Raw genomic sequence first — 12,550 nt, 5'->3', positions numbered from 1 at the left:
GTTTTCAAAATGCCAACTAAATATTTTTTAGCTTATTTACCATTCTTGTTGAGCTTCTGCTTCTGCTTGGATTAAATTTTGCCGCAGTTGCAGCCAATTTATTTGATGGGAGGGCGAGTCTTCGATGAGCTTTCCGCGGTGTAAATGCAGAATTCGCGTGCTAAATTGCTCGGCTAATTCTAATTGGTGGTTTACCATTACAATTGTGGTTTGGCCGTTTGTTAGCTGTGTCAATACTTGCAAAAGGTGGGCGGCTTTTCCTGCGTCTAGGGCGGATGTTGGCTCGTCTAAAAGCAAGATTTTTGGTTGCAGGAGGATGCCGCGGGCGATCGCCACGAGCTGTTTTTGGCCTGTGGAAAGCTGCAATTCGCTGCGATCGAGCCATTCTTGGGGTATGTGCAGTTGTTCGATCGCCCCGCTAATTCTCTCTGCAATGTTTGATGAAGTCACGCCCCGCAGCTTCAAAGGATAAGCCAATGCTTCTCGCACCGACATTCCCAAAAGCTTGGATTCTTGCAGGATGAGGGTGATTTGTTTGCGGAGTTCGATCGCAGGTATTTGGCGATATTCTGTATTTTCCAGATAAATGGAGCCGCTGGTGGGACTGCTGAGCCGATTTAGCAACCGCAACAGCGTTGTTTTCCCCGCACCTGAAGGGCCAACAATTGCCACGCGAGATCCCTTGTGTACCTGAAACGATATATTTTCCAACAAGTAACTGGAGGCGATCGGTGTTTTCAAGCTTACACCGTCAATTCGCAGTTGAGGATTTGTTTCTGTATTATTTTCCGAATAATTAGGCATTTAATTAATTAAAAATATGGCTTTCGTGGAACGGGGATCTGGCCCGTTCTTAAAGCAGGCAAGATGCCCACTCCCCAATCCAACTCACTCTTCGTGGAACGGGGATCTTGCCCGTTATTAAGGCAGGCAAGATGCCCGCCCCACAATCCAACTCAAACTCAAACTTTTACAGCTTTTTCCAAAGGAAAACCCAGCTTCTCGCGCTGTTCCAAATAAAGCTGAGCAACTCGCCGCGCCAAATTGCGAATTTTGGTGATATACCGAGTTCTTTCAGTTACCGAAATCACACCTCTAGCGTCGAGCAAATTGAAAGTGTGAGAACATTTTAACACATAATCAAGACTAGGCAAAACCAATCCTTTTTTTGTCAATTGTTCGGCTTCTTGCTCGTACAATCCAAATAGAGTAAATAACAATTCGGGATTGGAAGCTTCAAAGTTATAAGTACACTGTTCTATTTCTCCTTGCAGGTGAACGTCGCCGTAAGTGATGCCATCTTTCCACTGAATTTTCGTCATGGCATCGACTTCTTGGAGATACATTGCAAGGCGTTCTAGTCCGTAGGTAATTTCAATGGAGACGGGACGACAGTCAATGCTACCGCACTGTTGAAAGTAGGTAAATTGGGTGATTTCCATGCCGTCGAGCCAGACTTCCCAGCCGACGCCCCAAGCTCCGAGGGTGGGCGATTCCCAGTTGTCTTCTACGAAGCGAATGTCGTGGTCTTCTGGGCTAATTCCTAATGCTCTGAGGGAGTCTAAATAGATGTCTTGGATGTTGGGAGGAGAGGGTTTAATTAAAACTTGATATTGATAGTAATGTTGGAAGCGGTTGGGATTTTCGCCGTAGCGTCCGTCTGTGGGGCGGCGACAGGGTTCGATGTAGGCGACTGACCAAGGTTCGGGGCCAATTGCTCTGAGAAAGGTGTGGGGATTCATGGTTCCTGCACCTTTTTCTGTGTCGTAGGATTGGGCGATCAGGCAGCCTCGATCGCTCCAGAATTTGTTTAAGGTGGCAATGACTGATTGAAAGTTCACTGGTTTAAAGATGGTTAGCGAGTGTCTAAGCTTATTTAAGCATACTCAAGGCAGGGTTTATTCAAATAAACCCTGCCAAAATTAGATAAGACAGGATTTATAGCGAATTAGCCTACTCTGCTTTTTCCTGTTTGCGTTTTTCGATTTCGGCGATCGGTAGTAACATTCTCTCAAGAACTGATTCCCATGTTTTTATCGAAATTTTTACTGCCCTTTCTTTACAAGCTATAACCATTTCGTTTGCATATAGATAATTCCATAATTCCCCTTCGGTTCTAAATATTGCTTTCCATTCTTGCTGAAGACTTAAACTTTCAGCCCATACTTGGAAAACCCGATTTACAAAACATCGAAGTAGATTGTAGGATTCTCCGTCATAAACTATCTCAATTTTCTCAATTTTTGGAGTTTCAATTTCTAACATCTGAAGATTTTTTATTAAAAGTTCAAAATCAACAACACTGAAAATTTCTAATTCATGAATGATAGGCACAATTTCTTGAGCTAAATAAGTAACTTTATTCTGAGGGCGCTCGCGATTGCGAACTAAGGTATCGAACTTTCTCAATACCTCATTAATATCGTCAGAATGTGCTATTCTATCAATTAATCTTGAAAGGTAATTCATACATTCTGCCAGAGCCATATTATGGATAATATCTGGAGACAATGCACAAGCTATGTACATAGCTGCCGCTCTTTTTATAACAGGTTTAAAATCTCCTGTTGCTTTATTTGTTGAGGAATGTGCCCAGTTCAACCAAGCCGTAAGTTTACCAACGGCGCTCAATTTGTGGACTGCTGATTCCATGTTCAATATTAGAATACTGGCATCATCCAACATTTCTGTAGTCAAAAAAAATACTTCTTTCCATCGATTCTCATTAACATGATGAGCTAGTGCTTGCAATGTTGCTTTGTCTTCTGAGTCACGACTGTGAATCTTTGCAAAGGAGTAAGCAGTACAATATTCTTGAAAAGTTAGATGCGAAAAAGACCATATTTTTTGCGATCGCTCAATCAACAATCCATGCTGCGCTTCCATCGCCCTCAACACCGCCCGACTATCCCGCTGCCCAATCCCCAAAAACTCCGCAATATACTCCTCAATTTCTGTCTGCTCAAATAGCACATATTGCTCTTTTTCAAACTTCTTCACGGCCAGAAAGCTCAATAATTCTAGCTTTCGCTCCACTGACAAATCGCGATAAATTTCATCTCGCTCGATTCCCCTACGTTCGTCCCACTGCTTTAGCAATAACTCCAACCCCTCTTCATAAAGCTTGGAACGCTTCGAGTAAAACTTCCCCGTCTGGTGAAACACCGCACAAGTCAAACTCAGCAAAATCGGCGTAATTGCTAACTCCCGAACCGACTTATTCTCCTCCAAAAAGAGCAGCCGCAGAAACTCCTCCGCTTTTGCCAGTCCCCCCGACTCATCCCCCATCACCGCCTTATACCAATGTTGGGCAAAAGCCCGCGCCTGCGTTTCATTAAAATCCGCCACCTCCACATAATCAAACCGCTCAAACCGCGATTCCTGACTCTGCGTTCGACACGTCACAATTACCTGCACCTGCGGATAAGTGCGAGCAAACCGCTTGATTTCCTTGGCGATGTTCTTCCCATCTTCTCCCGTCACTTCATCCAACCCATCCAGCAGCACCAGCGCCCGACCTCGATGTAACGCCAATTTAGTTTCGGCATCCGATAACAGCCAGCATCCCTCTAGATAACGCTCTAGCGAGTAGGCAACCTCACGCCCATCCTCGACAAAACGCCCATCCTCGACAAAATCTCGCAGTTTAATCAAAACCGGAATCCGGCGCGCTTGTAAATTACCTGCGTTGCACTCCATCACCACTCGCTGCAAATACGTAGTCTTTCCCGAACCCGGTTTGCCCACTACCATCAGGTTCGCATTCTTTGCCAGCACCTCTAAACCTGATACCCGTTTTAGCTCTTTGCCCAAACCAATGCGATCGAAACTGCGGTAGCTGCGATTTTGGCTGAAGTCCTGCCACAAGTCATGCAATTCGGATTTACGACTACTGCTGAGTTCCTCCAGAATATTGACATCCACAAACAAGTCACCCAACGGCACGCAACGATCGATCCCGCAAAGCGGCATAGTGCCGTGCAACTTTTGGATGTCATCGTGGAGGCGCGATCGTACCTGCTGAACTAACGCATCAACAGGATCTTTGACGCTCTCCGCAGGCAGATTGGACAGTGAACTCGCTGGTTTACGTTTCTGCAGCTCCTCTAAATAGCGCCGTAACTCCCTTTCTTTAACAGGACCCAGATCGTTGATTCCAAACTTTTTGTAAACCCCTGTTAGCCGCGTACTAACAACGCTTTCAGTTGTATCAAGCTCAATGGCAATTTGCACCTTATTTTTATCTTGACCAAATAGCCGCAAAAAAACAGCTATCTCTAGGTCAGTCAGCTTTTTCGTGCCAGCGATTTCGGTCAAGAAGTCATGAGGAAAGGGCATTACGAGCAAACGAGCAAAGGGTACACAGATAGTTTAGCTACTTTTTTGGCCCGAAGCCAGCCTAAGTCAGGTTAAATCAGCCTAAGTCAGTCAAGTCAGTTTAAATAACTCTCAATTCTAATTGTTCCAATGGATTTAAGCATTAAAAAAAGGTGATTCTAATGTCTAAATCCAACAAAAAGAAATGGCTCAAAGTAATGGAGTTTACCATAGTGGGTGTTGCCACTTGGCTCAATCCCCAAGCAGGATTTCTGCTCTTTCTGCTTCGGCTGTGCTTTCAAATCTTGGCTGCGTTGCAGAAAGATGAGGAGAGTGAAATAGATAAAAGTTAAATGCTAAACGAGTAGATTGAGAAAAAATTGTCGTTGCCCATCGCCGAAATCGACAAGCGAAAATCTGAAAAATGAGTCGATGCGATCGCTACTCAAACTATCGAGCGATCGCATTTACCAATCTTGGCATGGTATAGTACCCATCTTCGATTCGCATCGACAACTCATGAAAACAGACACTATTTTCTACAGCCTGTTTCAGGAATTTCCCAGCTTCTTCTTTGAACTGATCGATCGCCCTCCAGACGAAGCCACCGCCTATGAATTCACCTCCCGCGAAATCAAACAACTTGCATTCCGCATCGACGGGTTATTTCTCCCCAAAACCGAAGAACCTGAAAAACCATTTTACTTGGCTGAAGTTCAGTTTCAACCCGATGCCGACTTGTACTACCGCATCTTTGGCGAACTCTTTCTCTACCTGCGACAATACAAACCCCTCAATCCTTGGCGGGTGGTTGTCATTTATCCCAATCGTCGCATCGAACACGAACAGATGCTGCAATTTCAGGAACTCTTAACCAGTCAGCGCGTCCAACGGATTTACCTCGATGAATTGCCAGAAGCCGCAGATCGATCGCTCGGAGTGAAAGTTGTTAAACTGGTAATCGAGCCAGCAGAGACAGCAGCAGAACAAGCACGCCAGTCGATCGCAATGGCCCGACAACAGATATCCGATCCCACCGTTCAACGCGATTTAATTAACCTCATCGAAACAATTATCGTCTACAAACTCCCCCAGAAAAGCCGCGAGGAAATTGCCGCCATGTTGAATTTAAGCGAACTCAGACAAACTCGATTTTACCAGGAAGTCAAGCAAGAAGGCTTAGAAGAAGGACTCGAACAAGGTGAGAGGCAGGCGAAGTTACAAGCCATTCGTCGCACGATAGGGTTGGGGATAAATTTAGAGACGATCGCGCAATTATTAGATTTGTCTCTCCAATTTGTTCGGCAAACAATTAACAAAATCCAACGGGAATCGATGTCACTCCCCGAACAAAACATCGACTCATTTATCGAACTCTTAACTCAGCAGCGATCGCTCTTCTCGGCCGAACAATTAACCGAACTAGCCCAGCTAATCGAACCCTTATCCGATGAGATCGATGTCCTTTCAGAAGCGATTTCATCCTGGGCAGAAAATTACCCTTCAATTCAGGAAGCTCAAGCCCAACTGCTCGAACCACTACCGCCGATCGCTAAAACATCAGAAACAACAGCAGAAAGTCCAGAAAGTAGCGAATCTCTAATTGGCGATCGCCTCAACAAACAAGCTCTCACAAATGCCATTTTATTGTAGCGCGATATTCGATAATAATATTGTAGGGACACGGCACTGCCGTCTCCTAATTTCTAATAAACAGAATAGCAAGAGCCCCGACTTCTTCCAGAAGTCGGGGCTCTAACCGTGAAAAGGTTTAGATTACTTTCTAGTTTAGTCTGCAGGAGCGAGAGAAACTAACAGAGTGATGTTGTCAACGCCGATGACATAAACCGTGTCTCCCGGTGTGAGGGTGATTTGGCGATCGCAGCGTGCGGGCCACCAGCTACCTTGGAAGCGGACGCGACCTGTTTGATTCGGGTAAATAGATTCATCCACGACTGCTTCTTCGTTGAAATAGACAAAATTGGTGTTGATGTAGTTATCCATTAAGATATTCTTTTCCGTGCTGTAGGTGTGAAGAGAAAAAATTGAACCGAAAGCTTTTACTACGTTAAACATTTTGTTGACTCCTTTTGTGTTAATATATATCGAAGTTTAATCGCCTATTGATGCTATTTGAAAGGTTGCATTTCCTAGTTGTTCATGCTCTGATTTAGTCTGCGGGAGCGAGGGAAACTAACAGAGTGATGTTGTCAACGCCGATGACATAAACCGTGTCTCCCGGTGTGAGGGTGATTTGGCGATCGCACCGTGCGGGCCACCAGCTACCTTGGAAGCGGACGCGACCTGTTTGATTCGGGTAAATCGATTCATCAACTACTGCTTCTTCGTTGAAATAGTTAAAATTGGTGTTGATGTAATTTTTGATGAGCATATTGTTAGCTGCGCTGTATCCTTGGGTAGAGAAAATCGAGCCGAAAGCTTTTACTACGTTGAACATGATATTTACTCCTGTGGTGTTAAAATATATGGATGTGTAATTGTCTGTTTATGCTATTTGAGAGGCTGCATTTCCTCGGTTAAGATTGATTGATTGCCTTGATATTTCATTGTTCTTGCCTTCCGTGGTTTTATCAGGATAAAAGGCAAAGAATTTTTGAAATGTTGAGGGGATTTGCGAAGCGGTTGCGGGGGGTCTAAATCCAGTAATTCCGAGGTATTGAATTAAGGATTTAGTGGTTGAGCAGTTGGTGGGATTTACCTTAAGGGTAGATGTTGTTAGCTACATTAGAGATTGTCTGATTCCGCATTACTACTGCTGTGAAGATGTTTTATTTTTGGGTTGTATGTTTTGATTGGGTTGTGACTCACTTGCTTTACACTTACTAATTTGCCAGGAGTCGAATGTCTTTGGTGCGATCGCCAGTCCACTTTCCTGTTTTGGTACTGGCACAGGACACCTTTCCACCTGCCAGCAACGATTTTGCAAGGGTTTTTGCCTACCGATCGCGCTTGTAGCTGTGCCAATTTAGCTAACTGGACTACCGCGAACAGTGAATTATGAACTTACGCCGTCTCCATCGCCCAATCCGGAATATCCATAAATATCTACTCCGTAACTTACGCACCAAACCCCTAAAAACCTGGTTTCTGACACCCTGTGCGGTATTAGGGGCCCGTAAGCGGATCTATGATATAAGCAAGTAAACTTCGCCTTTCACCCACCCTCCCCACGCGATATTGATTTGTACCTACCTCTTTAGGCAGAGAAAATAGGCGATCGAGACTTACGCAGATATCAGGAGGCGGTAGGAGTTTTTGATCAATGCCGAGCGATCGCACCCTGTTATCCAATTATTGAACAGGTCGAACTTAAAGTCCATTCATAAATTCAGAATCTTAAATTCATAAAAGTCATAATTATAGACAACCTGCTTGATACTGCATAATTGTTACAGGAATTTTGAATAAAGTTTTAGCTAATTGAGACAAACCGAACTTGAATTTAAGCGACTGCGGTAATTCTGGTACGGAAACTTCTACGAAGCCAAAGCGAGTATAAAATGATGCGAGTCGCTTTCCCAAACATTCTAAATATAGCGGTTCTGTAGCTTGTTGAATTAAATATTTTGTGAGGTAGCTTCCCAAACCTCGATCGCGCCAATCTTTCGCCACCACCAAACTGCCCAATTCTTGCGCGCCCGCAAAGTTCCGCAACTGTCCGCAAGCTGCCAATTTTCCCTCGCATTCGATAACCCAGAATTGCTCCCAGCGCAACTGAGTAGGATCGAGTTTGGCACTCCACACTAACATTCTAATTGATTTGATATCTTGCTCCGACGCTTGGCGTAGAACGCATTCTGGGGGTAAGGAAACAGAAAATTCCGTCATTAGTTATAGTTGGTAACTACAGCAGCAATTCGTTTGAAAATGCGGAATACCTCGTAAAAGTCCTGGGCGCGATCGATTACGAACTCATAAGATAAAGCGTACTGCGGAGTGTCTTGTTTAATCAATTTAATGAATCTGAAGTTGCTGCCATTTGTCAGAAGCCCAAAAGTTGGTCTGTCGGGATTGGGGTTACTCAGCATATAAAAGAGTAGCTGGGGAAGTCCTGCCTCAACGGAATATTGCGATCGCTTGGCTTCGATTGCAACAACCCAGAAAGATTCCATTAAAAGCAGAATATCAATGCTTCCTCTGACAAGTATATCTTCATCCACTGTAACCAGTTCCACCGATTTTTCTGACTCTATGTGAAACGGAGTCAAGAAGAAACCTGCTAAAAATAGCAAGGGAGCCAGTACCACCATTTTTACGGTATCTTCTATCATGGGATACTCCGCACTGTTAGTATAGCCAGCTTTTATTTTGTCTAGATATCGCTTTTCTTCATCAGTAATTTCAGGTAAATCGTCAATCCACTCCCGGAAGAATTGCTCGTCTTCTGCAAGTTGGAAATTAAATTTTGTTTTGACATCGCGCAGTGTCAGTATTTTGGCTTGAAGTGATTGTGTCATAGTTTTCTGTAGCGATTGGCTAGTTGGTGTTAATTGTAACATATCAACTGTCGATCGCCTCCAACAAAACCTCGGCGCCACACCTTACCGGATCGGTACAAGGCAATCCCGTTTCTGCTTGAACTTCAGCTATTGCTAACAGCGCTTCTGCCTCATTTAAGTGATGAGTGTTGAGGGCGATCGCGCTCACTTTTCCCCCTGCAAAAGCACCCGCAGCAGCAGCTAACATTTCGTACAATTCGACCACTTTTGATAGCCTGGGAATCGATACGTGCGGGTGATTGCGAATGCTAGTTTGTCCGGCTCGGTGGGCTAAAATTAAGTGAGTTGGCTGTACACCCCGCAACAGCGGCAGAGTCGCCGTCGAACCTGGATGCAATAGCGAACCTTGCCCTTCTACGTGCAGAATATCGCATTCAGAACCCAATTTTATCACCATTTGTTCGACAGCACCAGCCGCGAAATCAACTCGCACTGCATCCAAAGGAATGCCTTCATTTCCGATCATTAAACCCGTTTGTCCGGTTGCCAAAAATTGGGAACGCAAACCCCGCTGTAAGCAAATGCGATTGAGTTCCAGACTGGTTGACATTTTACCAACGCTCATATCTGTGCCGACAGTTAACACGCGGCGGCAGCTTAATTTAGCGGCGGCGGCAGAGGCGATCGCACCGACAGATTTCGGTTCCTGACGCACGTCCCAAATCCATTGATTTTCGGTTAACGGAACTGTTATCAAAGGTGCAAGTTTCGCGTGCAAACCGTTGACAACTGACAAACCTGCTGCTACCGCTTGATTAATTTCTGGCAGCCATTCCGCCGGCAAAACACCGCCGGAAGGAGCGATACCAATTAGCAGAATATCCGGCCCAAATTGCAGTGCTTCTGCAACGGAAGCAACTATCGGTACTTGTTGAGGAATGCCAGTTAATTCAGGTAAAGATTTTCCGGCACATTGGCAGTCTATTACTGCTACAATTTGTGCTTCGCTGTAGCGTAAAAATGCTAAACCTGTTTTGCCGGAAGAACCGAGAATTCCCTCGTGCAGCAGGATAGCCACTTTGCCATTTTTGATGGGATAGTTTTTAGTCATTGGTTCACTTTTGAAATTGGCAATTTTAGATTTTAGATCCAATCTAAAATCTAAAATCTATTGGGTGTTAGCTGTGATTTGGGTTCAGGGTAAGATCATTGGGATCTTCTCCCAATTCTCGCAATCTGGCCTCTAGTCGCGAGGCTCGCTGGCGTTGCTGTTCGGCTTGCTGTTGAGCGGCTTCGGCTTGCTGTTGAGCGGCTTCCTCCGGCAACAAAACTAAATTGCCAGATTCATCGAAAAAACGCACCCAAGTTGCTGTTTCTCGATCGACAATTCCTTCCCAAGTACCCAACCAAAAACCTAACGTTTCGCACCACAGCCAACCCCGCTCGTTGGGCACTAACGGCTGATAACGCAGTGTGGCATCTAAACGCCATCCTTGCAAAGAATTCGGCTCGAAAGGATCGAAAACAAAGTAATCGGGCGTTCTAAAAACCTGCTCGTAAATATCCTTTTTTTTGCCTGTATCCTGATTTGCCGTTGACGGCGACAGCAGTTCCACAATGACATCGGGGTAACGTCCGTTTTCTTCCCAAACTACCCAGCCTTGTCGGGAAGTATTGCTGTCAACACCCAACACAGCGAAAAAATCCGGGCCTCGGAAATCCTGATTGCGAATCTGTTTAGCGCTGTAATAAATAAACATATTGCCACCGACAAAAAAATCGTTCCGGTTAGCTAAACCTTGTTCTACGGAACGGATTAAAACGGTCATTGCTATACGGTGGCGGTTGCTTTTTATTTCTGCACCATCATCAAAAATTAAATCAGTGGGCGGTTTATGTTCTTCAAAAAAAAGCTTGGCTTCTCTATCAATTCCCTGTCCTATTGATTCTACTGGTATCATACTATCTCCAGATTTATTTTGAGCGATACTTCTATTCTACAATCTTCATTCGCTGCACTCCCAATCCCGATCGCCCGTTTGGCAGCAAACACCCATTTTCTATGGTAGCACCGGTGAAAGGATCGTCTAATAAATTTAAGTGACTGTCCAAATCCAAATAGTCAGCTAGCGGTGAAAGTTGTGCTGCTGCTGTATTTGCGATCGCGCTATCTGAATAGCAGCCGAACATTACTTGCAAATTGCAGGCTTTTGCGGTGTGAATCATCCGCATCGCTTCAGTCAATCCGCCTGACTTCATCATTTTGATATTGATGCCGTGGACGCAGTGCGCCAACTTGGGTATATCGGAACTATTAAAGCAACTTTCATCAGCAAAAATTGGTAGGGGGGATTGACGGTACAGTTCTGAGAATTCATCCATATCGGCGACGGGTGAAAGCGGCTGTTCGACATAATTTATCTTGTATTTTTCCAGCCAGCGACACATCTCTGCTGCATCTTTTAAACTCCAACCGCCGTTAGCATCTACACTAATTTTAAGGTTAGCTGGTGCTTCGTCTAGCACTGCTATTAACATAGCTTTGTCGGCTTCGATTCCTTCGGGATTTCCTAATTTAACCTTAACGGCGCGGTATTGGATGCTTCCTGGATCTGTCGCATCTTTACCAAACCAATCGCGTACTCTTTCTCTTGCACCAGACGGCGAATTAATGCCGATTGTGACCGAGGTGGGGACGATGCGCGATCGATCTAATCCCCACATTTTCCACAGCGGCAAGCCTGCTTTTTTGCCCAGCCAGTCGTGCATTGCCATGTCGATGCCGGCGCGGGCGGCTGAGGGTAAGTTGACCTCTGTTAATACTTGTGCGATTTTTTGGCGATCGAACGGAGTAAACTTTTCTAGCAGCGGTGCAACTTCCTGCAATGCGGCTAACAGAATTTCGGTAGTTTGAGGCCCAGAACCTGTGGAAAACGGCGAAGCTTCTCCCCAGCCTTCGATGCCTTCCTGTTCTAGCTTCACCCATAAATTGGTACTTGTAGTCGTTGTACCACGGCTGATGGTAAGGGCAAATCGTTTGTTAAGAGTGAAGGTTTGAATGTGAATTTGCATAATTAGTGTTCCGTTTTTTCATTATTATTGTATAAATTGTATAATTGGATTAGCTTTATATCAAGTTTACTTAAAATTTATCCAAGCTATAAAAGGTAATTTCTGGTAATGACCATTTGCTTTTACAGCACTCGCGGCGACTACGGATGTTTCTCTAATTTTTCTGACCACGGCTTCGAGTTATAGCAATCCTAAATGATTTTCTATATCTAGAGCAATCCTAAATGATTTTCTCTGTGTAAGTATATTGACGTATTTTGGGAAAATCAAATTTATGTTCGTTAGTAAAAAACTCAAACAAAAACTTGACAATCTTAAAAGACCTACATAAATACCAATACTTTCTTAAAAAGTTTTTAGCTTGTAACCAAATATCTTCAACGGGATTCTGTTGGGGAGCATTGGGAGCAAATAAAATACAAGTAATTGACCAATTATCAGGTTCTTTGTCACCATTTAGTTCTAATAAAAAGTCTCTAAACTCTCCATATTTATGATAACTAGCTCCATCCCAAATCAAGATAATATTGCGATTTTTATATTTATCTTGTAAGTATTTTATGAATGTAACTGTTGATTTTCCATCACCAGATGGATGGCTCTGAATATGGAATTCTTTACTTTGATAATTGAGTGCACCAAAATAAGTTTGTCTATCTTTTTCATTGGTAATTGGGACTTCAATTCTAATTTTAGATTGA

13 protein-coding genes are annotated in these 12,550 nt (G+C 44.1%); 2 read left to right on the top strand and 11 right to left on the bottom strand.

Features of this window, described 5'->3' with window-relative positions:
- Positions 1-36: 36 nt before the first annotated feature.
- The 3 genes from QUA40_RS03165 to QUA40_RS03155 all read right to left on the bottom strand — a co-directional run bounded on the left by QUA40_RS03165 (position 37) and on the right by QUA40_RS03155 (position 4,338).
- A complete protein-coding gene (locus tag QUA40_RS03165; RefSeq protein WP_333121712.1) occupies positions 37-804 on the bottom strand; it encodes an ATP-binding cassette domain-containing protein in 768 nt (255 codons plus the stop codon).
- Between the two features lie 158 nt (positions 805-962).
- Positions 963-1,841, bottom strand: coding sequence for a glycine--tRNA ligase subunit alpha (glyQ, locus tag QUA40_RS03160; RefSeq protein WP_190660228.1), 879 nt, complete (start codon positions 1,839-1,841; stop codon positions 963-965).
- A gap of 112 nt (positions 1,842-1,953) precedes the next feature.
- Positions 1,954-4,338: an NACHT domain-containing protein gene (locus QUA40_RS03155; RefSeq protein ID WP_333121711.1), complete on the bottom strand. Its 2,385-nt coding sequence runs from the start codon at positions 4,336-4,338 to the stop codon at positions 1,954-1,956.
- 161 nt (positions 4,339-4,499) lie between these two features.
- Here QUA40_RS03155 and QUA40_RS03150 point away from each other — a divergent pair, with 161 nt between their 5' ends.
- Both QUA40_RS03150 and QUA40_RS03145 read left to right on the top strand, forming a co-directional pair.
- Positions 4,500-4,670 (top strand): hypothetical protein, encoded by a 171-nt coding sequence (locus QUA40_RS03150; protein ID WP_333121709.1) that lies wholly within the window; start codon positions 4,500-4,502, stop codon positions 4,668-4,670.
- Positions 4,671-4,836: 166 nt separating this feature from the next.
- A complete protein-coding gene (locus QUA40_RS03145) occupies positions 4,837-5,970 on the top strand; it encodes an Rpn family recombination-promoting nuclease/putative transposase (RefSeq protein WP_333121707.1) in 1,134 nt (377 codons plus the stop codon).
- 135 nt (positions 5,971-6,105) lie between these two features.
- Here QUA40_RS03145 and QUA40_RS03140 read toward each other — a convergent pair whose 3' ends face one another.
- From QUA40_RS03140 to QUA40_RS03105, 8 genes are all read right to left on the bottom strand, one after another.
- Complete coding sequence (locus QUA40_RS03140) at positions 6,106-6,393, bottom strand: NfeD family protein (protein WP_333121705.1); 288 nt, start codon at positions 6,391-6,393, stop codon at positions 6,106-6,108.
- Positions 6,394-6,487: 94 nt separating this feature from the next.
- A complete protein-coding gene (locus tag QUA40_RS03135; RefSeq protein ID WP_333121703.1) occupies positions 6,488-6,775 on the bottom strand; it encodes an NfeD family protein in 288 nt (95 codons plus the stop codon).
- 920 nt (positions 6,776-7,695) lie between these two features.
- Positions 7,696-8,166, bottom strand: a complete 471-nt coding sequence (locus QUA40_RS03130) for a GNAT family N-acetyltransferase (RefSeq protein ID WP_333121702.1) — start codon at positions 8,164-8,166, stop codon at positions 7,696-7,698.
- Positions 8,166-8,795 carry a restriction endonuclease subunit R gene (locus tag QUA40_RS03125; protein WP_333121701.1) on the bottom strand — a complete coding sequence of 210 codons (630 nt, stop codon included), beginning with the start codon at positions 8,793-8,795 and terminating at the stop codon, positions 8,166-8,168. The genes QUA40_RS03130 and QUA40_RS03125 overlap by 1 nt, the downstream gene beginning before the upstream one ends.
- Before the next feature lie 43 nt (positions 8,796-8,838).
- Positions 8,839-9,888 (bottom strand): DUF1611 domain-containing protein, encoded by a 1,050-nt coding sequence (locus QUA40_RS03120; protein WP_333121699.1) that lies wholly within the window; start codon positions 9,886-9,888, stop codon positions 8,839-8,841.
- Between the two features lie 67 nt (positions 9,889-9,955).
- Positions 9,956-10,738, bottom strand: coding sequence for a Uma2 family endonuclease (locus QUA40_RS03115; RefSeq protein WP_333121697.1), 783 nt, complete (start codon positions 10,736-10,738; stop codon positions 9,956-9,958).
- Positions 10,739-10,769: 31 nt separating this feature from the next.
- Positions 10,770-11,849 (bottom strand): dipeptide epimerase, encoded by a 1,080-nt coding sequence (locus QUA40_RS03110; protein ID WP_333121696.1) that lies wholly within the window; start codon positions 11,847-11,849, stop codon positions 10,770-10,772.
- Positions 11,850-12,069: 220 nt separating this feature from the next.
- The coding region (locus QUA40_RS03105; RefSeq protein ID WP_333121695.1) for a transposase at positions 12,070-12,550 on the bottom strand (481 nt) is incomplete at its 5' end.

The organism is Microcoleus sp. Pol11C3, from assembly GCF_036701485.1.
GTDB lineage: Bacteria > Cyanobacteriota > Cyanobacteriia > Cyanobacteriales > Microcoleaceae > Microcoleus.
Note: the sequence above shows the minus strand (reverse complement) of the source record. Positions and strands in the feature narration are given on the sequence as shown.